The following is a 21,994-nucleotide window of genomic DNA, read 5'->3' on the forward strand; positions in this document are numbered from 1 at the left end:
GTGGTTTCGCTTATCTTAATTGGTTTTCGGTTTTGGTTTTAATTCGTCCGGACTATCTTTTGTAAAAGTATCGAACTGGATTTTCGACGGACTTTCGAAGATATCTTTTAAGGTATTAAAAGCCACTTCATATTTTGGATTAAACTGATCAGATATCATGTATTGCTGCAAACTGAAATAAAGCTGCTGAGCCGCCGGGCTATCTTTTAAATCAGGCGAAAGATTGGCGCTCGAAACTACTAATTTCCCCTTACCCACTTTCGCCTCAAAAACCAGCGCCAAACGGCGGTTCAAAAACCAGGTATCGATCGGCTGAATAATTGGCTTAAAGCCCGATGGAAAATCTTCGAGGTTCATCACCTGCGATTTATTGACAATCTCCCACCATTGCATATCGCTGTGGAAATCGGTCGGGAAATTGTTAAAAGCAGCATGTTTTGGGTCGCATAAAATACCCAGTGTATGTGGCGGACGCATTTTAAACCATGAGGTATTCCAAAACACCGGTAAAAAAGTCTGCACCACTTCTTTTCCTTTTACCACTTTGCCTGATGCATTGAGGAAAACATTGCCCCCTTCGGCCAAAACCGACTGGGCTTTGTCATCTAAACTGGTACAGTAATATACATTGCTTTTAACCTGTGGTAATTCTGCAGGATAAACCCAGAAACTCCAGTCGTTCGCGAATTCAGTTCCATCAATGGTAACCTCCAGTTTCAGTTTGGTTGCTTTTGTTATGCTATTTAGGGGAAATTTAATCTCTCCGATGGTTATGCAATTGGTTATAGCTAAGGTTTTAGGATCGAAACTACCTTTCGCCACATTTGTGCCCCCTTCATCTTTGAGCGTCCAGGAGAGTTTTGCATTTTCTATCGTTGCTTTCCCAAAATGGGACACCTCTACCGCAGCTGCTAAAGTTTCATTATTGGTAAAAACAAACTTCGAAACTTTTAGCAGAGGCACTGTACTGTTAGAAAAACGTTTGAATGCTTTCGCGGTGATATAACCTTTCTCATCCCAGAAGGCATCCAATACACCAACTAGCGCTGTTCCCTGTCCGGGATAATCATTTAAGGATAAAAGCTGGTAACCATTGTAATTTGGCGTCCGCAATGCTTTTTCGATTTCATTTTTATAACAAAGGGCTTGTAATTTGCCCGAAGCCATTAAAAAGTCATGCGCCTGATCGGCCATATCGTGGTCTTTAAGATCTTCCTGAAACATTTCGAAGTTCTTTGCGCGATAAACACCGGTATATTTTTTGATTTCATCGAAATTAGGAAAGGCACAATATTGTCCCATTTCGTGTGCCACAAAGGGCACCGTACACTGTTCGATCTGTTTGGCATAAGTGGAAATGCTTTCTGGTTTTCTGCCCCAGTCTAAACCCCTGGCACCTGCACGTACCATAAATTCGTTGTTTGGAATAACCGGCCAGCTTCCACCAACCGATGCGCCGGTGTACAGACGTCTCGAATCTTTGGCTTTCCAGTAATTATTAAATTTGGTCAGATATTCAACCTGCCTGCCCCGCGGTTCATTTCCATAGGCCATCATACAAAAAGATGCATAATTGCCATAGCTTTTAGCCATGCGGTTGGTTTCATCATAAATAAACTGATCGATCGGTTTTCCATCTCCGATTGACGAACCATGATTGGCCCAGCTCGGTCCTTCTGGCTGCAGGTAAAAACCTATCTGATCTGCGGCAATAAAGGCAGCTTCAGGAGGACAAAATGAATGAAAACGCATGTGGTTTAAGCCATGGGCTTTCGAAATTTTAAAAATACGTAGCCATGCCGCAACATCCATTGATGGGTAACCGGTTAGCGGAAATTCGCAATTATTAACCGTACCGCGTAAAAAAACCGGACGGCCATTGATTTCAAAAGTTCTGCCTACCGCTTTAAATTCGCGCATGCCGAACTGTATTTTTTTCTCATCTTTTTTACCGTCTTTCGAATTCAGTGTGGCGGTTAAACGGTATAATGCCGGATCGAACTCATCCCAGGTGGCTATTTTATTGCCCATTGGCAAATTGATTTCCAGGCTGCCTTCACCATTTGTGATCTGATAAGCCGCTGTTACTGGTTTGACCTGCAGGATATTTTTGGTATTGAAAGTTGTAGCAGCCAGCGTAATTTTCCCGGTAGAGGATTCGCCGGCATTGGCTTTCAACTGGATTTTAACTTTGGCAGACTTATTTTTCAGATCAGGGTAAACCTGGATATCATCAAAATAAACAGGCGAGCCGGCCAGCAGTTCCATTTTGCCTACCACCCCATTCCAGTTTCCCTGGGTATGATCGGTTAAACTATGCGAATCCTGCCCTACATTGATTGCCTTGATGCGGTTATCAATCAGTAAAGTGATGGTATGTTTTCCAGCTTTCAAATTTGGCGGGAGTTCAAAATTCTGAGCGACTACAAAGGTAAATTGCGTCCCGATTTCGATATCGTCTATCCAAACCCTTGTTTCGGAATGGGGATACTCTAAAGATAATACCAGCCGCTTACCCTTCCAGCTGGCGGGGATTTCGATAGCTTTCTGATACCAGGCCGCACCGGTATAATGTTTTGCAGGGGTTAACCAGAAAGGTATTTTTAAGTTACCGGGTTTACGGTATTTTTCTAAACGGGGGTGGAAAAAGTAAGAACTATCGTAAATGCTTCCGGTCCACTTTGTTTTGAGGGTAATATCATCGCCTTTTAAATTTTCGGCCATCGAACCTGGTAGATTAACGGATTCAGGAAGAACGGATGAATACCATTTTCCTTTTATGCCTTCATCTTTAGCATCTATTTTGAAACGCCATTTGCCTGCCAGTGAAATACTTTGGGCATGTGTTTTCGGAATGCTTAAAAATATTAAAGCCATGCCTATCAGCACTATGAAAACCCGGTTTATCTGTATCTGCATAAAATTGAACGGCTTATCACCGCTGGTATTTGGTTAGGCTGTTAAAATAAAACAATATCGGCAGGAAAGCATCCTGTAGTATCCTGCCCGGTGACTTATTTCAGGTAGCTATTCAGTTTATTGGTTTTTAATTTCTTTAGGCCTTCTACCACAGTCGCTGCATTTAACTTCGCACCGGCTTCGTTGGTATGGGTGTGGTCTTTCTCGGTAAAAAATGTCTTTACCTCAGTCGCACTTAAAGCGGCATATTGATCTTTAATGAGCTGATTTAATGGAATAAAATCAACTTTTTCGGCTTTTGCCACGGCTTCGGCCCAACCCGCATAACTGTCGTTGGCTAAAACCACCGCGTTATCTTTAACCGGATTGCGTGGAATTGGTGAGCAAACAATCGGCGTTGCGCCTTTAGCTTTGATGTCGTTAATGAATTTGCGCAGGTACCAGCCATACGTGTATACCACTTCCTGCTTTTTCTTAATCGGGTTGTAAATTTCTTTACTTTCCGTTCCAATGCCTTTTATGGTACCACGGGCACGGGCGGTATCATCCAGCGGACTGCTATCGTTATGGCCAAACTGCATCATCACAAAATCGCCTTTTTTTACTTTTGCCAAAACCGCATCCCACAAACCATTGGTTTGAAAAGTACGACTGCTGGTGCCGCCAAGTGCATCATTTTCGACATTGATTTTCTCCGTGTTAAATAGATTACCGATAAAACTTCCCCAGCCCCATAAAGAACCATCGCCTTTGCCTTTCCCGTTTTTAACGGTCGAATCGCCAATGAGGAATAAAGTGGGTTTTGCCTGCTGTTTCAAGATGACGCAGGAAGAAAAGATAATGAAGATAGTTAAGAGAATTAGATATAGGTATTTAGTTGATTTCATATGATAATGATTACTCCCCTCGGGATTGATTACACCCTTTCAGGGCTGATTACACAGATTATTAGATTACTAAGATTGATTTTCGGGTGATTTGCTATGCTCCTTAATCTTCGGACATCGGACTTTCGGACCTCCGTCTTCTAGTCTTTCAAATACTTTTTCAAATTACAATCTTTCAATTCTTTAATTCCTTCTACAACAGATTCGGCGTTAACTTTTGCACCGTCTAAATTGGTATGGGTATGGTCGCCAGGGAAATATTGTTTTACTTTATCCGGACCGAGCGCATCATATTTATCGGCTGTAATTTTATTCAGGTCGACGAAATAAGCATTTTCTTCTTTCGCAACTTCAGCGGCCCATTTTCCGAAATCGTTATTCGCCCGAAGCACTTTGCCATCTTTAAAAATGTTCCTGGGGATCATCGATAATACAATCGGCGTAGCGCCTTTGGCTTTGGTTTCGCGTACAAATTTGCGGATATACCAGCCATAGGTATGTACCGTTTCTACCTTTCCATCAGGCCAGGTTAGTACTTTGGTTTCTTCACCGGTGCCTCTTAACACACCTCTTCTACCGGCTTTGGTGGTATCAGGTGCACTTCCGTCATTGTGCCCGAACTGCATCGTAACGAAATCGCCTGGTTTTAATGTTTCCAGGACCTTATCCCACCGGCCTTCTGATAAAAAAGTGCGTGTACTTCTCCCGGCCATGGCATTATTTTCTACATGGATTTTTGTGGTATCGAACAGGGATGCAATTGGTGTTCCCCAGCCCCAGGTTTCTTTGTTCGAATTGCGAACGGTAGAATCGCCAATGGTATGAAGAGCCGGTTTGTGCTGCGCAATAAAGGCAAAAGATGAAATGATGATGATCAGTCCCGCCAGGATAAAGCTATATTTTCTCATTCTTGTTTAATATTATTGATGGTACCCGATTAATTTAATATTTGGTTTTGGTGGTTTATTCATATCGTCGCCCATGTAAAAACTGGTATGCGGGGGCTGATTATAGCCCACATTTTGCCAGGCAATGCTCAAACGGTACTGCGGATCGTGCATGAAGGTATAAAAACGGTGCGTGGTTGGAATGGTGGTGGTAAAAATCCTCAATTCACTGGCATCAGCCGTGCGATAAATCACTTCTTCGCGCCAGTCGCCTAAAATATCAGCCGATAAAGCCGGGGTTGATTTAGTGCCATTGTTTGATAAACAGTTATACATCCTTGCATTGAGCAACCTAACCGTTTTGGCGTTTTCGTAATCCCATTTATCGATTGTCGTCGAATTTAGAATTTCGCTCTGGCAATCTCCATCCCAAAAAATACCGAAATTAACACTCGGGGTAACTGACGAAATTTTGTTTCCCTTAGCATCGAACATTCCGGTTATGCCTGCACCTGCAACCCAGCATTCTGAACCCCTATACCTTGGATCGATATTTAAAGCCAGTCCCCTACCAGGACCTTCGCCATCTTCGCCGGCTTTTACAGATGCTTTTTTCCATAATATTTCTCCGGTTCTGGCATCCCTGAAGCTTGCTCCGGCGTCAGAAAATTTTTCCTGAATATCAAAAACCTCCAATCCTGGCCGGTCCGGATCCAGATCGCCAACATGTAACGCATCTCCGTGCCCTAAACCAGTGGTGTACAAACCCTTTCCATTATCATCAATGGTCATGGCCCCATAAATAATTTCATCCTTGCCATCATTATCTACATCTGTAATACTTAAATTATGGTTTCCCTGCCCGCTATAGCCTTTATTTCCGGGGTCGCCACTATCAAAAGCCCATCTTTTGTGCAGTTTTTTACCTTTAAAATCCCAGGCGGTAATAAAAGTTCGGGTATAGTAGCCCCTGCTCATAATTAAACTGGGATGTTTTCCATCGAGATAAGCTATTGCAGCCAAAAAGCGGTCCATTCTGTTTCCGTAACCATCACCCCAGCTTTTCTTTAATTCATCGGTTGAGGGTTCCAGATTCGGTGCACGCGGGGGAATAAACTGCGTGGTGGTCATTTCTGCTCCGGTTAAGCCATCAAAAACAGTTAAAAACTCCGGGCCTGCTAAAATATATCCATTTTTGTTTCGCCAATCTTTAGTGGTATCACCTATAAACTTCCCTTTTCCGTCCATAGTGCCATCAGCTGTTTTACAGGCCACTTCTGCTCTGCCATCTCCATCTAAATCGTACACCATAAATTGGGTATAATGCGCGCCCTCACGGATATTCTTTCCTAAATTAATGCGCCATAAAAACGTACCATCTAATTTATACGCCTCCAGTAAGGGATCTGTTGTGATACCCGCCTGCGAGTTATCTTTTCCTATGCCCACCTGGTGTAAAACAATTTCATATTCCCCGTCGCCATCTAAATCCCCTACTGAAATATCGTTAGGTGTATAACCTGCCAGTGTTTTTAAGGGGACAGATAAATAAGGTTTTGCCTCCGTATTTTGAGGCAATGTGAAAGGAGCACTTTCGGCTTTTTCTTTTCCATTGATCACCGGTTTTACAAACCATTGATTTTCAACTGTAAAATCTATCTTTTTATCCGTAAAAATTGTTGCTCCGGTTATTGGATTTTGGTTCAATTTTACAGGATCCGAATGGTTTGTTCTCCTGTAGAGGTTAAAAGAAATCTGATCGGGATCGGTACCTAAAACCCGCCAGCTGACAAAAACACTGTCGCCGGGCATGTGTACGGCCACAACACCTCTGCCAAGTGCTTCCATTTCGCGTTGAGCGAAAAGTGAGGTCGCGCAGAATAGGCTAAAAATGAAGCAGGAGGTTATAATGGTTTTAATCATAAAGGCGTATAAATGCTAATTAAAAAATAGGTTTGATTCATGGTTTAACTGAAGGTTATTGAACTTTATAGCTTGTTTTACCCGATACTGCTACTCCTTTATCTGTAATTCCATCGGCTTTAATTAAAATATCTGTTTTGTTATCGCCATTGAAATAGCTAATCGTGGCTTCGCCGTTTTGGTTGGTTTTTATCGATGGTGACCAGAAAACGGTGGTACGTAAATCTTTATTTGGCGTTGCCGGACTGCTGTAATTTGGCGAGTAAAAAGTTCTTGCAGCATAATAACCGTTTAAATTGAGGTTCAGCAAATCTAAATTTGGTCCGCGTAAAGCCTCATCTTTCAAATTAAGGCTGATCAGGAATACATCTTTCCCACTGCTGTTTAACAAATGCTGAATTCTAACCTGATTAATCTGATCCATGGTTAAACTATAGTAATCCAATCGCTCGGTAAAGAGCTCTTCCCTGTTGTTTACCTTAATCACCGGTCTAACTTTTTTTCCATTCGCAAGAAAAGTGATGCCTTCATTTCCCAGTGTATCGTTTTCTTCTGCCGGATAACTTCCTTTGGCCTTTGTTAACAGAAAATGCTCTAATCCTTTGTACGAATAATCGGCTGCTGAAATATTGAAAACTTCCTCAGGATAGCCAAATGAGGTAAGTATATCCTGAAACAGGACCACCTTATTATTTTGAGCGGCTTTAATTTCAATATCTTTCAAGCTGATCGAATCGCCAAATTTGTAAGTCCGGTTATAATCCATGCGCTTTCCAATCTCTACATTCAGGGTGTTCGAAATTCCAGATGAGATCGGTTTAAAGGGCGCTAAATTTAAGGGTTTAATCAGCGTATCGATCTGTAACCAGCCACCTTTTTTCCCCTTATCATCTTTTGATGAAATTTTTACCGTTTGATTGCCATACCAACTAAGCCCATCAAGAAAATAACGTCCATTCTGATCGGTTTTTGTTGTAAAGATCTTATCACCGGTAAAATTAGTCCCGAACAAGGTAATATTCATATTCGGAAGGGGTTTATCGGCCAGTTTCTCTCGTACCAGTCCTTTTATCGTAATGCCGGGTTCAGGCAAATAGCTTATTTTAATTGCCGAATCGGCCAGTTTTCTCCAGGTATAATCTCTCCAGCCCTGGGTAAGCAACAATAAGTCGAGTTGTTTTAAGCGCGATGGGTTTTTAACATCGAAATATTGCGAAGCATTTTTAATATCTCCTTTTATTTCCGATTGCAGCATCAAATACGAAACAATATCATTTCCATCATCCGGAATAAGTCCGTCAACCGCAGCTAAAGAAAATGCCGTTTGAGCATGCTGACCCAGAAAATTGGTTGCTTTAACCTTAATCAGCACTTTTTCTCTGGGTTTATAAACCGTTTTGTTGGGAACGATGGAGAAATTGACCTTATTTTCGTCCTGTATAAAAATAAGTCGTTCACAATTCGGCCTGTTCTGGTCATCCAACAGGGTTATACTTGCAATACCATTCGGGAAACCTTTTGTTGGGATAGATACCGATACTGTAGCTTTACTTAATTTAACCGATCCGGAATAAATATGATCACCTGCATGTTTTATGACGAGCGAAATATTCTTATCCTTCAGCTCGCTAAACATCAATTCATTGGCACTAATGTTTGCTTTTATATTTAAAGAATCATGCGTAATACGTAATGAGAGTCCTTTTTTAAGGCTGACGGGCATTTCGGAAGAAAACTTTTCTTTACCATAAAATCCTTCAACCTTATATTTCTCATCGGCTTTGGGCGTAAAAGCAAAAATGCCCATTCCAGCATCAGTGCTTTGGAAAGTGGTTACGGTATCTCCTTTTGAGGAGATCACACTACCCGTTGCTTTGATCCCATTTCCAAGGTCATCATTCGTTTTAAAGGCTACAATACTGCTTAATCCTTCAACTAATGAACCACCCTCAGGGAAAAAAGCTATCGATTTCTTCAAATTGGAAACATCGTTTTTTTTAACCGGATTACGTGTAAAATAAGAAGCGTTCTCGATAATGTTATTGCTAATATGGATCCGTTTCTGGAAAACAAAATCGTCTCCAAAGTTCCGCATCCAATTGGTGTAAGCCCGAATGCCATACCAACCTGATGGAATAGAATCTTTCAGTTTAAAATCCCCTTTTCCCAATCCACCATCCAACCTGATCATTTTCCGGTCTATAACTTCTGATTTTGGAGAAAGCAACTCCACATATAAATTATTGCTGGTAGCGGTTAAACTACTGCTTTTTCCATTTACCAGGTAGGCGCTAAACCAAACATCTTCGCCAGTACTGTAATAACTACGGTCTACCTGTAGGTATGATTTCTCAAAAAAGAGTTTAACCGATTGTTTATCTGCAGCTTTTTGTTGCGCCGAACCGCAAAGTGTTGCTGCACTTAAAAGGCATAGCAAAATGTATTTTTTGAGCTTCATAATTCTTTTGTCAAGCATGTGCACCAGCTATTTTGCACACAAAAGCCCTACAAAAAAACATAGTCAATACCAGAATATTGAAGAAATGAAGGCTCATCATGTGTTATTGGTTAGTGAATTTTAACCGCCGCGGGGTAGCGGCCATTAAATGATTCATGTCGAATGTAAATAGTATATTTTGAAGGCGCATCCTGTAGTATCCTGCTTTTTCACGATGACAATATGTTACAAGAAAGATTTTAAAGGTTTCAATAAAATAAATTTTAAACATCAAGTAAAAAGTTACTTTACTAAACCCTTTTACTACCTCTATCCACATTTGAATGATCTGCATTGTTTTTAGCCATGCTAAGATTGTAGAATTTACGGACAAAATTATTAATGATGAAAAAAATAAATGTTCTTATGACGTTTATTATTTTAAATATTTTACTTTTACCATTAGATCTTCCAAATATTAAACCGTATGAAATTAAATTACCCCGTAAAAAGTGTGTTTTCGGCGTGCATAGTGTATGCTGTAATTGGAATTGGACATCTCCCGGAAGTGCAGGCGCAAACGGCAAAAGTGATCAAAGTGAAAACAGACCATTCTATTGCCAGGGTGCAGCCGAATATGTGGGGTGTTTTTTTTGAGGATATTAACTTTGGTGCTGATGGTGGTATTTATGCCGAACTGATCAAAAACCGTTCATTTGAGTTTGCAAAACCATTAATGGGCTGGACCATCCAGCGAAAAAGACCACAGGAAGGTGAAATATTGGTGGTAAACCGTAAGGAAGTAAACACCGCCAATCCAAGATATTTACAGGTAAAAAAACAAACTGACGATTTTGAACTCCTTAACGAGGGTTTTAAAGGCATCGGCGTAAAAAAAGGGCTGCGTTACGATTTTTCACTGATGTACCGTCAATCAAAACCAGGTGTTAAACTCGTACTCTTACTAAAAGACGCAAACAATAAAATCATCGGACAAGGGAGTTTAACCCCAGACCAAACGGGTAACGACTGGCATAAACAATCGGCAAGTTTTACCGCTACCGAAACCGATCCGAAAGCCAAATTCTCTATTCTGTTTCAGGGAAATGGCAATATCGACCTCGATATGATTTCGCTGTTCCCTGGCGATACCTGGAAAAACCGTCCGCAAGGATTAAGGGCCGATATGGTGCAGTTACTGGCCGATATGAAACCCGGTTTTATCCGTTTTCCGGGAGGATGCATTGTAGAAGGAACTGATCTGGCCAACCGTTACCAATGGAAGAAAACCATCGGTCCGATTGAAAACAGACAACTGATTATGAACCGCTGGAATACGGAATTTGCACACCGCCCTGCACCCGATTATTACCAAAGTTTTGGTTTAGGCTTTTTCGAATATTTCCAACTGGCAGAAGATATAGGCGCGGATGCACTTCCGATATTAAATTGCGGTATGGCCTGTCAGTTTAATTCAGCTGAAGTGGCGAGCCTTGATGAACTCGATCCGTATGTACAGGATGCTTTGGACTTGATCGAATTTGCCAATGGTGAGGTGACAACGAAATGGGGAAAAATGCGTGCGGAGATGGGGCATCCCAAACCTTTCAATTTAAAAATGATGGGTGTTGGAAATGAAAACTGGGGACCACAATACCTGGAAAGAGTTGCCATTTTCACTAAAGCCATAAAAGCCAAATATCCTGATTTTAAACTGATCAACAGCTCGGGGACAGATCCTGAAGGCGAGCGCTTTAACCTACTTAATACAACATTAAGAAGCAACAACGCCGATTTTATTGATGAGCATTATTACCGCCCCGCCGATTGGTTTTTGAAAAATGCGGGGCGTTATGATAACTATCCCAGAAACAGCTCGAAGATTTTTGTTGGTGAGTATGCCGTTCATGCGGATAAAAACCTGACAGGCAGCAGCAAAAATAACTGGCAAAGTGCGCTGGCTTCGGCTTCGTTAATGACAGGTTTAGAGCGCAATGCCGATGTGGTACAAATGGCCTCATATGCCCCACTCTTTGCACATATTGATGCCTGGCAGTGGGCACCCGATATGATCTGGGTAGATAATTTAAAATCTTATGGCACCCCGGATTATTATGTGCAGAAACAGTTTTCAACCAACAAAGGAACAGATGTAGTTTCCATTACACTTGATGAGAAAAACATTATCGGTCAGGATGGGCTTTATGCTTCTGCAGTAACCGATCAGGTCAAAAAAGAACTGATTATTAAAATTGCCAACAACTCAGGTCAGGCACAAAACATCGATTTCGACCTGGAAGGAAAAATGAGATTAAAAAGTAAGGCCACCAATGAGGAAATAGCGAACAGCAACCTGAATCAGCTCAACTCTTTCGAAAATCCTGAAGCGGTGAGTCCGCAAAAAAGCACCATTAATTTAAAAGGCAAAAAACTGAAAATCGCTTTAAAACCTTATTCTTTTAATGTGATCAAAATCCCATTCAACCCATAGATTTAACGAGATCATGATGAAAAAACTACTCTTCTCTGCCACGATGCTCTGCTGCTCATTTTTTGCGCAGGCACAAAACGAAACGCAGTTAACCATTAAACCTGCCGGCGATCAGCTCGTGAGCAAACATATTTACGGTCATTTTTCTGAACATTTGGGCCGATGCATTTATGATGGTTTTTGGGTGGATAAAAATTCTACCATTCCGAATAGAGGAAGGATCCGTTTGGATATTGTAGAGGCCTTAAAGAAGATAAAAGTTCCAAACCTGCGCTGGCCGGGTGGCTGTTTCGCCGACGAATACCACTGGAGAGATGGTATCGGCCCACGAAACCAACGTCCGAAAATGGTAAATACCAATTGGGGCGGCGTAACCGAAGACAATAGTTTTGGTACACATGAGTTTTTAGACCTTTGCCAGATGCTCGATTGCGAACCTTACATCGCAGGCAATGTAGGCAGCGGAACGGTTGAAGAAATGGCCAAATGGGTAGAATATTTGAATTTTGATGGCGTAAGCCCCATGACAGCTATCCGTAGCCAAAATGGAAGAGAAAAACCCTGGAAAGTTTCTTTCTGGGGCGTGGGTAATGAGAGCTGGGGTTGCGGAGGCAATATGACGCCCGCTTACTATTCTGATTTATACCGCAGGTATGCTACTTATGCACGCAACTATCCGGGTGCTCCCTTAAAAAGGATTGCCAGTGGGGCAAATTCAGGCGATTACAACTGGACAGAAACCTGTATGAAAAACATCGGCAACCAGATGTGGGGATTAACCTTACACTATTACACAATCCCAACAGGAAACTGGGGTGTTAAAGGATCGGCAACCAAATTTGATGAAGCACAATACTTTTCGACCATGAAAAACTGTTTGAAAATGGAGGAACTCGTAACCAAACACTCCGCAATAATGGATAAATACGATCCTAAAAAGAAAGTAGCTTTAGTGGTTGACGAATGGGGAATCTGGACAGATGTAGAACCTGGAACAAACCCTGGTTTTTTATATCAGCAGAATAGTTTACGCGACGCCTTAATTGCAGGAACTACGCTTAACATTTTCAATAACCATTCCGATCGTGTTAAAATGGCTAATCTGGCACAAACAGTTAATGTGCTACAGGCCTTAATTTTAACCGAAAAGGATAAAATGATCCTGACTCCTACTTACCATGTTTTTGATCTGTACAAAGTACACCAGGATGCGAAATACTTACCAATTGCCTTTACCAGTCCTGACTACACTGTAGGCGATCAGAAAATTCCGGCTTTAAATGTTTCTGCTTCACAGGACGCTAACGGAGCCATTCATATTTCTTTGGTGAATTTAGATCCGAACAAGAAAATTGTATTAAGTACGGTTTTAGATGGCTTGAAATGGAGCTCGGTTACCGGACAGATTTTAACCTCGGCTAAACTAACTGATGTAAATACCTTTAACGATTCGAACAAAGTGCACAATGCAAAATTTACCGGTGCGAAAAAATCAGGTAACGCATTAAAAGTAGAATTGCCTGCACAATCGGTTGTGGTATTAGAATTAAAATAACTGAAGATGAAATATAAAATCACAAGTATTGTACTTTTATTGCTATCAGCTACCCAGGCACTAAAGGGACAAAGCAAATATGAAATTGTAAGTCCGGATAAGATACTTCGTGTTTCTGTTTTCCTGAAAGATAAATCTCTTTTTTACACGATTAACAGAAACTCAATTCCGGTATTGTCCAATTCAGCATTGGGTTTAGTCCGTGAAGATGCCGATTTCGTTAAAAATCTTTCCGTTTTATCGGTTTCGAAAAACGAACTGATTAAAGACAGCTATACTTTAAAAAACGGCAAGAGGTTAAACAATCAATACCTGGCCAACAAAAGAATTCTGCACCTGCAAAATGCATCTTCAAAAAAAATGGACCTTATTTTTCAGGTTTCCAATGATGGGGTAGCATTCCGTTATTATTTCCCTGATGCCGATACGCAACTCAAAAAAATTACGGAAGAAAAAACAGCTTTTCATTTCTTCGAAAGTACAAAAGCGTGGATGCAGCCCATGTCGGTTGCTAAAACTGGCTGGGAAAGCACCAATCCATCATACGAAGAATATTACAAAAAAGAGATCAGCGTGGGTACGCCTGCGCCAACCGAAGCCGGTTGGGTTTACCCGGCGCTTTTCAACTACAAAGATACCTGGCTATTGCTTACCGAAGTGGGTTTAGATGGCAGTTATTGTGCTACACGCTTGAAGCAAAATTCGCCTGATGGAAATTACCAGGTTGGTTTTCCAGATGCACGCGAAGCTTTTACCAACCAAAACGTAAATCCGGAGTCTACCTTGCCCTGGTACACACCATGGAGGGTAATTGCTGTTGGCAGCCTTAAAAAAGTAACCGAATCTACCTTAGGTACAGATTTAGCTGCTCCTGCAAAAGCAGAAATCAATCCCGATTTATTTCCCTTGGGAAAAGCTTCATGGAGCTGGATCATGTTAAAAGACAATTCAATCGTGTACGACATCCAGAAAAAATATATCGATTTCGCAGCTGATATGAAATGGGAATATTGCCTGATTGATGTGGACTGGGACACCAAAATCGGATATGAAAAAATGCAGCAACTAACCGATTATGCCAAATCGAAAAATGTGGGTTTATTACTTTGGTATAACTCTGCCGGCGATTGGAATACCGTAAAATACACGCCAAAAAATAAACTGACTAACCGCGAAAACCGTTTAAAAGAATTTGCCTTATTGCAAAAAATGGGCATCAAAGGTATCAAAATTGATTTTTTTGGTGGCGATGGCCAATCGATGATCCGCTATTACCTCGAACTTTTCGAAGATGCGGCAAAATTTGGCTTAAGCGTAAACTGCCATGGGGCAACTTTACCCAGGGGATGGCAGCGTACTTATCCGAACTTAGTCACCATGGAGTCGATCAAGGGAATGGAATTCATCACTTTCGATCAGAACAATGCCAACGAAGAACCTTTACACGCCACCACCATTCCGTTCACCAGGAATATCTTCGATCCGATGGATTTTACGCCAATGAACCTGTCTAAAATTCCAAATATTAAACGTAAAACCACCGGCGCATTCGAACTGGCCTTACCCGTAATTTTTCAATCTGGCGTACAGCACCTGGCCGAATCGCCTGATGGCATGGCAACAGTACCCGCTTATGTTAAATCTTTTCTCCAAAACTTTCCTGCAGCCTGGGATGATACCAAACTGATTGACGGTTACCCGGGAAAATTTGTCGTGATGGCGCGTAAATCAGGTTCAAAATGGTACATCGCCGGAATAAACGGAGAAAATGCAGATAAGCTGATCAACATCGATTTTTCAAAATTCAATGCAAAATCTGCTGAGGTAATTACAGATGAAGATCAGGGATCGAATTTTATAACCGGAGCCATCGATCTTAAATCCCCACCTCCTGTTAAAATGAAACCTTATGGTGGATTTGTAATCGTTGTAGAACAAAAATAAAGCAATGAAAAAACTAATATACCTTTCCATCTTTTTGCTATCAGCATGTTATCATGTACAGGCACAGTCTAAAAAAGCAGTTTATCTCTTTGCTTATTTTAAAGGTAATGGCGAAGATGGTTTGCACCTGGCTTATAGTAACGATGCCTACAAATGGACAGCGCTTAAAAATGATCAATCCTTCCTTACGCCTGCTGTAAGTAAAGATAAACTGATGAGAGACCCTTGCATTATCCGCGGGGCAGATGGCTTATTTCATATGGTTTGGACGGTGAGCTGGAAAGATAAAGGCATTGGTTATGCCAGTTCGAAAGACCTGATCAACTGGAGCGAACAGCAGTTTTTACCTGTTATGGTTAAAGAAGATGGCGCAAGAAACACCTGGGCACCAGAAATTACCTACGATAGCCAAACCAAAACCTATATGATTTATTGGGCCACAACCATTACAGGTAAGTTTAACGAAACGGCTTCGACTGAAGAAAGCGGTTACAATCACCGTATGTATTACGTTACGACAAAAGATTTCAAAACCTATTCGGAAACCAAACTGCTTTACGATCCGGGATTTAATGTGATTGATGCTACTATCGTAAAAAATGGAAAACAGTTCGTTATGTTTTTGAAAGATGAAACCCGCGAGCCTGCTCAAAAGAATATCAAAATGGCTTTTGCCGATCAGCTAACTGGACCTTACAGCAAAGCCGGAAATCCAACTACCGGAAATTACTGGGCAGAAGGTCCAACCACCTTAAAAACCGGTAATAACTGGATGGTGTATTTCGATAAATACCGCGATCATAAATATGGCGCAATTGAGTCTGCAGATCTAAAAAACTGGACCGATGTTTCAGACAAAATCTCTTTACCAAAAGGCTTGCGACACGGCACCATCCTTACCATCAAAGAAAAAGAGCTCACCGAATTATTAAAACAATAAATATGTTAAAGAATTTTAAAATATACGGATCGGTTTTAATGCTTTCGATCGTTCATGTCACCATCAAAGCGCAAGAAAAAGTCATCATAGCTAAAGGCAATCCGATCATTACCGACAAATACACGGCTGATCCGGCCGCTTATGTTTATGGCGATTCTGTTTATTTGTATACTGGGCATGATGTAGCACCAAAACAAAAAAACACCTACGAGATGCACGAATGGCTGTGTTATTCATCAGCCGATATGGTGACCTGGAAAGAACATAAATCGCCGCTTAACGTAAAAGACTTTGCCTGGGCAAAAGATGATGCCTGGGCTTCGCAGGTGATTGAAAGGGATGGTAAATTTTATTGGTATGTGGCGATTAGCCATGGTACCATCCATGGAAAATCAATCGGTGTGGCGGTGTCGGATAATCCGAGAGGCCCATTTAAAGATGCGATTGGAAAGGCATTAATCACCAACGATATGACCACAGATGTTAAAATCAGCTGGGATGATATCGATCCTACGGTAATTATTGATGATGATGGTCAGGCTTATTTGTTTTGGGGCAATCAGCAATGTTATTATGCCAGGTTGAAAAAAAACATGATCGAACTGGATGGGCCAATCCAGAAGGTAAATCTGCCTGAATTTACAGAAGCGCCATGGGTACACAAGCGCAAAGGATGGTATTATTTATCTTATGCCTCGCAATTCCCGGAGAAGATTGTGTATGCGATGAGTAAAAACATCAATGGTCCATGGGAATACAAAGGCATTTTAAATGAAATTGCCGGAAATTCTAACACAAATCACCAATCGATTATCGATTTTAAAGGCAAATCATATTTCATTTACCACAATGGCGCGATTAATAATGATGGAGGAAGCTTCAGGCGCTCGGTTTGCATCGATAACCTGAATTATAATAGTGATGGCACAATGAAACGTGTGGTGATGACGTCCGAAGGGGTTAAGAAAGCTAAGTAACTGGTCTCCGTGGTCTGTGTCCCCACAGACCACTTAGATAATTTCTTCTACGCGTCATGCTGAACTTGTTTCAGCATCTATCCAGTCTAATAAAAAAATTCAGAAGAAAACCTTTCTCATAGATCCTGAAAAAAGTTCAGGAGGACGATCCTCGTTGAATAACGCTGATGGTCTGTGGGGACACACACCATGGATCAGATTTTAGTTTTCTTAAAGATTTCTCCGTTTCGCTACGCTTCAGTCGAAATGACGACTCTTGCGCGTCATGCTGAACTTGTTTCAGCATCTATCCAGTCTAATAAAATTCAGAAGAAAACCTTTACTAGAGATCCTGAAACAAGTTCAGGAGGACGATCCTCGTTGAGTAACGCTGAGGGTCTTAGGTCAATTCCTTCTGCGCGTCATGCTGAACTCGTTTCAGCATCTATCCAACCTAATAAAATTCACACAAAACCTTACCATAGATCCTGAAACAAGTTCAGGAGGACGATCGTGTTGAATAAACGCTGATGGTCTGTGAGGACACAGACCATGGAATAGAGGTCAATTCCTTCTTCGCGTCATGCTGAATTTATTTCAGTATCTATCCAGTCAAATAAAATTCACAAGAAAACCTTCAACATAGATCCTGAAACAAGTTCAGGAGGACGATCCTCGTTGAATAACGCTGATGGTCTGTGGGGACACATACCATGCAATAGAGGTCAATTCCTTGTGCGCGTCATGCTGAACTTGTTTCAGCATCTTTCCAGTCTAATAAAAATTCACACGAAAACCTTTGCCATAGATCCTGAAACAAGTTCAGGAGGACGATCCTCGTTGAGTAACGTTGATGGTCTGTGGGGACACAGACCATGGCATGGAGGTCAATTCCTTGCGCGCGTCATGCTGAACTTGTTTCAGCATCTATCCAGTCCAATAAATCCACAAAAAAACCTTTACCATAGATCCTGAAACAAGTTCAGGAGGACGATCTTCGTTGAATAACGCTGATGGTCTGTGGGGGCACAGATCACATAAAAACAAAGCTATCTTATCAACCTCACTTCATATATATTCGCAATAGCCGATCCCTGATCGGCAACAAATTTCACTTCTACATCTGCTTTTAGCAACTCTTTAGGAATTTGATATTCCTGCGTATAAAAATTATCTCCTTTGCTCCCATCCAACTTTACATTTCCAATTGCAACGCCATTGATCAGAATAGAGAAGTTCCTGTTCCTTTCCTTCCCGAAGTAAGTTAAACGCAGCTTATTTGCTGATAGATCTTTATTTTTAAGCACATAACTAAACCATGCCTTTCCATTTCTAAAATGTCTTTCCTGAAAGCTTCCGTTATCGGTTTGCTCACCTTTAAAGCTATGGTCAGATTCTGGTTGCTGTTCGCCGGTATTGACTAAGTCGACGGTTTCACGCTCTATTTTTAGCTGTGCTTCTTCAGCCAGCTTAATCGCTTTTGCACGTTCAGGCAAATCTTCAGCACTGCTGTAAGGAAAATAAACTACATAGCGCTTTTCGGCCAGGGTGTAAAAAGGAACCAATTTTAACGATTTGTATTTGGGTTGATAAACCGCATTTTGAGCACTAAAAGTTAAACTACGTTTATCAGTCAATGTGATTTCACTGGCTAACACATTTTTAGCTCCGGTAACGAGCGGAGCATCGCTAATCGGGAATAGTGGTCCGGAAGCAATATGCCCCATCCTGCTTCCATCAGCCGTTAAATTAGGCTGACTTAAGGTATCCAATGCTGCTGCAAGCACGATCGGGCCGCGCAGAAAAGCTACCCAGTCAGAACCATCCGGCATAAACTCCGTAGTGGTATGCATGGGCCAGGTAATATTTAGCACATCGCCACTTGACCAAAGGCGGTCGATACTGGCATAACCATTTGTATCTCCTTTAGCGGTTACTTTTTTTCCATTCACCAAAACGGTCATTTTTCCAGACTCAACCCAGGATGGCTGACGGAAATGCAAGGCAAAACGTTGCTTATCCTTTAATTGAAGTTTAATAGTCGTATTTTCTGCAGCTGGAAAAAGCGTTTGCTGGGTGAGCTGAATGCCTTTTTCCTTCCAGTTTAAGGTAGAGGGAATAAAAAGATTGACATAAAGGTCATCTCCACTGTGCGCATAAATCAACTCACCATACTTGCCATGGTTTTCCAATCCAGAGCCTACACAACACCAAAAACTTTCCTGCGGACTCGAATAGATACGATAATGGCCCGGACGCATGGGCGTGAAGTATACAAAACCACCTTGCGGCCTTTGCGAAGCCAGGATATGATTATAAAGTGTACGTTCGTAATAATCGAGGTAAGTATTCGAAGGCGCAGCCAGAAACAACTGCTTAGTGAGTTTCAGCATGTTGTAAGAATTGCAGGTTTCGGGTCCTTCACGCGATTCAGTCATCGATGAAAAGTTATTGGCGGGATGAAAATGCTCTCTAACGCTATTTCCACCTATCGCTACCGTCCGATGACCGACAACAGTTTTCCAAAAGAAAGCAGCTGCATTTGCCCAGGAAGCATCTTTATCCAGCAAGGCGATCTGCTCAAAACCAATTACCTTAGGAATCTGTGTATTTGCATGCAAACCGTTTAGCGCATCAGTATTTTTTAGCAATGGATTTAGGATAGATTGATCTGAAAACCGCTTGGCCAGTTGAAGATATTTCGGATTACCTGTTATCGCGTAAACATGAGCGAAAGTTTCATTTAATCCCCCATGTTCGCTTTTTAATAGCTCTTGTACTTGCTGATCAGATAAACTGGAGACCAGATCTACACACCAATCGGTCAACTTTATGAGCATTTGTTTTGCTTTTGCATTACCTGCAACCGCATAAGCATCGTAAAGTCCGGCGTAAATTTTATGGATATTGTACAAGGGAACCCATTTTCCATTCAATGAAAAACTGGATGATTTGATTTTACCTGCTTTAATTTCTTTCCAGATTTCTTTTCCACCCGGGATACCCGCCAAATAACCATCACCATTTTTTAACTGGCATTTATCCAGTTCAGCAATCATGTAATCCATTCGGTCTTTAACCTTTGCATCACCAGTGGAAGCATACATTAAAGCCAGGGCAGACAAGTAATGCCCACCGATATGCCCGTCTAAACCTGTGTTTTCCCAGTTCCCGTAAGATGCTGCTTTAGGTTTCAATCCTGCTTCTCTTAAATACGGAGCCAAAAGCCTGTCCGCATTTAACGAAAGCATGTATTTTTTATCGGTCTCCTGCGCTTGCTTAAAAGGTCCATCTAGCAAACGGACTTCCGATAAATTAAATGGCTGCAAACTCGCCTGTCCGAAAATATTTCCACACAAGGTCGTAAACAATATGGCGGTAATTAATTTTTTCATCCGTGCTCTGGTTAATTTCCATCAGGCTTAACCATACTACTTTTAGGACTCTCTGGCCAGTGCCAATCTGCAGGATTATCTGGTTTTGCAGGATCGAATTTTGGCAGATCATCCACCAGGTATTTGGCAATGCCCAATTTCTGTTCTTTAATGCCTAAGATGATGCATTGTGCAATTTCATAAGCGCCATAAGGATTAAAGTGCGTATTATCAGCCAGGGCCTTGTCCTGACCGGGATAACTGTTGGCCGGATAATGAACAAAGGCTTTTTTCGATGGCTCTTCTCCCAAAGCATTAAACAGCGTCGAGGTCATGGCATTCAGGTCAATTAAAGCTACTTTTTCTTCCTCGGCCACTTTACGTGCCGCAGCTGGAAAATCGCCAAGAGAATTTACAATTTTTCCATCTGCACCAAAAGATCTTCTGCTGGTTGAGGTAACCACCACCGGGATCCCCCCTTTTTTCTTTACTTCTGAAATAAATGTTTTTAACCTTTCGGTATACGATTTATAGGCGCCATCATTTGGTCCTTTATCTTTTTGATCGTTATGCCCAAATTCGATGAACAAATAATCGCCGGGTCTCATCACACTTAAAACCTTTGCTAAACGTTTGCTCCCTAAAAATGAACCCAGTGTTAAACCCGATTCGGCATGATTGGCAATTGCAACCCCCGGTTTAAAAAAACGGGGGATCATTTGTCCCCACGATGCCCAGGGCTCATCATCCTGATTTACCACCGTCGAATTTCCGGCCAGGAAAACAGTCACCTGATCTTCAACCTTCGTAATTTCGAGCGACTGTAATGCGGTTTGATGGTCAAATTCCAATGTCAGTTTATCATCCCAATCAAGTTTGGTCAGTTCGCGTGGCTTTAACGAAACCAATTGCCCGCCGGTAATGTGTTTATCTTTAACATTTACAATAAATGTTTTGGTTAACGATTGTCCTTTGGTGGTTTTTACATCTTCGAGCATCAACCTTCTCGATTCTGCTTTTACGGTACTTAACGTTACCCCTTTCGGATCACCAAGCGTCACTGTGATTTTGTAATTACCCTCCGGAACGGCTACCGAGAAATAAAATGGCTTATTGCTTTTCACCAGGTCTGAAGTTAAAAAATTCTTCCCGCCATAATCTACCCCTTCAACTTTCGAATCAAAATCAAAACCATAACCTTTTTCTTTATTGTAAGCATCCTGAGGTAAAATTTGTGTATAACCTTTAGCAACCTTTCCAGGTCCGAAGTCGAATTTGTAATCGGTTTTTTCCTGTGCCTGTGCCAGGTTGGCTATTAAACCAAGAAAAACTAATGGTTTAATAAACTTTTGAATGCTCATATCGTTTGGATTTGCGGTACGATCTGGTTTAATGGTTATATCCACATTCAGACCGTTTTCTCATAAAATTTGAAATCTGGCTAATTAAACGTCACATAGACGATTATATCACGAATATATAAAAACAATTCCCATTTAAAACGATAATGAACAGTTGATTTAAAAATTAAGCATTTACTAACTTAAGTCTGGTTATAAAAAACAACAAACACACGATAATCAATACTAATTAAACCTACACAATAAGATGATTTAGAATGCCCATAAAATTTCAGCAATTTCAAATCCAAAACCAACAACACAAACAAATACAATTAAAT

General features: G+C 41.3%; 12 protein-coding genes. 5 read left to right on the top strand and 7 right to left on the bottom strand.

Going from position 1 to position 21,994, the window contains the following annotated elements; all coding sequences use genetic code 11:
• Positions 1-15: 15 nt before the first annotated feature.
• From AC07YT_RS05645 to AC07YT_RS05665, 5 genes are all read right to left on the bottom strand, one after another.
• A complete protein-coding gene (locus AC07YT_RS05645) occupies positions 16-2,877 on the bottom strand; it encodes an exo-beta-1,4-galactosidase (protein WP_494945205.1) in 2,862 nt (953 codons plus the stop codon).
• 137 nt (positions 2,878-3,014) lie between these two features.
• Complete coding sequence (locus tag AC07YT_RS05650) at positions 3,015-3,806, bottom strand: rhamnogalacturonan acetylesterase (protein ID WP_086547222.1); 792 nt, start codon at positions 3,804-3,806, stop codon at positions 3,015-3,017.
• A 140-nt stretch (positions 3,807-3,946) separates the two neighbouring features.
• Entirely contained in the window at positions 3,947-4,714 is a 768-nt protein-coding gene (locus tag AC07YT_RS05655; protein WP_086547223.1) for a rhamnogalacturonan acetylesterase, read from the bottom strand.
• Positions 4,715-4,726: 12 nt separating this feature from the next.
• Positions 4,727-6,616 (bottom strand): rhamnogalacturonan lyase, encoded by a 1,890-nt coding sequence (locus AC07YT_RS05660; protein ID WP_086547224.1) that lies wholly within the window; start codon positions 6,614-6,616, stop codon positions 4,727-4,729.
• 55 nt (positions 6,617-6,671) lie between these two features.
• Entirely contained in the window at positions 6,672-9,074 is a 2,403-nt protein-coding gene (locus tag AC07YT_RS05665; RefSeq protein ID WP_145954263.1) for a hypothetical protein, read from the bottom strand.
• A gap of 466 nt (positions 9,075-9,540) precedes the next feature.
• Between AC07YT_RS05665 and AC07YT_RS05670 the strand changes: the two genes are divergently transcribed.
• Genes AC07YT_RS05670 through AC07YT_RS05690 form a run of 5 tightly spaced genes read left to right on the top strand, consistent with a single transcriptional unit; the run spans position 9,541 to position 16,960 of the window.
• Positions 9,541-11,544, top strand: coding sequence for an alpha-L-arabinofuranosidase family protein (locus AC07YT_RS05670; protein ID WP_086547227.1), 2,004 nt, complete (start codon positions 9,541-9,543; stop codon positions 11,542-11,544).
• Between the two features lie 13 nt (positions 11,545-11,557).
• Positions 11,558-13,099, top strand: a complete 1,542-nt coding sequence (locus tag AC07YT_RS05675) for an alpha-N-arabinofuranosidase (RefSeq protein WP_494945206.1) — start codon at positions 11,558-11,560, stop codon at positions 13,097-13,099.
• A gap of 6 nt (positions 13,100-13,105) precedes the next feature.
• Positions 13,106-15,043: a glycoside hydrolase family 97 protein gene (locus AC07YT_RS05680; RefSeq protein WP_086547229.1), complete on the top strand. Its 1,938-nt coding sequence runs from the start codon at positions 13,106-13,108 to the stop codon at positions 15,041-15,043.
• Positions 15,044-15,047: 4 nt separating this feature from the next.
• Complete coding sequence (locus tag AC07YT_RS05685) at positions 15,048-15,983, top strand: glycoside hydrolase family 43 protein (protein ID WP_086547230.1); 936 nt, start codon at positions 15,048-15,050, stop codon at positions 15,981-15,983.
• A gap of 2 nt (positions 15,984-15,985) precedes the next feature.
• Positions 15,986-16,960: a glycoside hydrolase family 43 protein gene (locus AC07YT_RS05690; RefSeq protein WP_086547231.1), complete on the top strand. Its 975-nt coding sequence runs from the start codon at positions 15,986-15,988 to the stop codon at positions 16,958-16,960.
• Between the two features lie 1,028 nt (positions 16,961-17,988).
• Here the strand turns inward: AC07YT_RS05690 and AC07YT_RS05695 are convergent.
• Together AC07YT_RS05695 and AC07YT_RS05700 are read right to left on the bottom strand one after the other, a co-directional pair.
• On the bottom strand, positions 17,989-20,334 hold the full coding sequence (locus tag AC07YT_RS05695) for a glycoside hydrolase family 127 protein (protein WP_086547232.1): 2,346 nt from the start codon (positions 20,332-20,334) through the stop codon (positions 17,989-17,991).
• An 11-nt stretch (positions 20,335-20,345) separates the two neighbouring features.
• Positions 20,346-21,719, bottom strand: a complete 1,374-nt coding sequence (locus AC07YT_RS05700; protein WP_494945207.1) for a rhamnogalacturonan acetylesterase — start codon at positions 21,717-21,719, stop codon at positions 20,346-20,348.
• Between the last annotated feature and the right edge of the window lie 275 nt (positions 21,720-21,994).

The organism is Pedobacter sp. GW460-11-11-14-TSB4 (assembly GCF_059423705.1).

What these genes read in the sequence shown, in the direction of transcription:
- AC07YT_RS05660 (WP_086547224.1), bottom strand. Translation starts at nt 6,616, where the DNA reads ATGATTAAAACCATTATAACCTCCTGCTTCATTTTTAGCCTATTCTGC.
- AC07YT_RS05670 (WP_086547227.1), top strand. Translation starts at nt 9,541, where the DNA reads ATGAAATTAAATTACCCCGTAAAAAGTGTGTTTTCGGCGTGCATAGTG.
- AC07YT_RS05665 (WP_145954263.1), bottom strand. Translation starts at nt 9,074, where the DNA reads ATGAAGCTCAAAAAATACATTTTGCTATGCCTTTTAAGTGCAGCAACA.
- AC07YT_RS05695 (WP_086547232.1), bottom strand. Translation starts at nt 20,334, where the DNA reads ATGAAAAAATTAATTACCGCCATATTGTTTACGACCTTGTGTGGAAAT.
- AC07YT_RS05675 (WP_494945206.1), top strand. Translation starts at nt 11,558, where the DNA reads ATGATGAAAAAACTACTCTTCTCTGCCACGATGCTCTGCTGCTCATTT.
- AC07YT_RS05655 (WP_086547223.1), bottom strand. Translation starts at nt 4,714, where the DNA reads ATGAGAAAATATAGCTTTATCCTGGCGGGACTGATCATCATCATTTCA.
- AC07YT_RS05650 (WP_086547222.1), bottom strand. Translation starts at nt 3,806, where the DNA reads ATGAAATCAACTAAATACCTATATCTAATTCTCTTAACTATCTTCATT.
- AC07YT_RS05685 (WP_086547230.1), top strand. Translation starts at nt 15,048, where the DNA reads ATGAAAAAACTAATATACCTTTCCATCTTTTTGCTATCAGCATGTTAT.
- AC07YT_RS05690 (WP_086547231.1), top strand. Translation starts at nt 15,986, where the DNA reads ATGTTAAAGAATTTTAAAATATACGGATCGGTTTTAATGCTTTCGATC.
- AC07YT_RS05645 (WP_494945205.1), bottom strand. Translation starts at nt 2,877, where the DNA reads ATGGCTTTAATATTTTTAAGCATTCCGAAAACACATGCCCAAAGTATT.
- AC07YT_RS05680 (WP_086547229.1), top strand. Translation starts at nt 13,106, where the DNA reads ATGAAATATAAAATCACAAGTATTGTACTTTTATTGCTATCAGCTACC.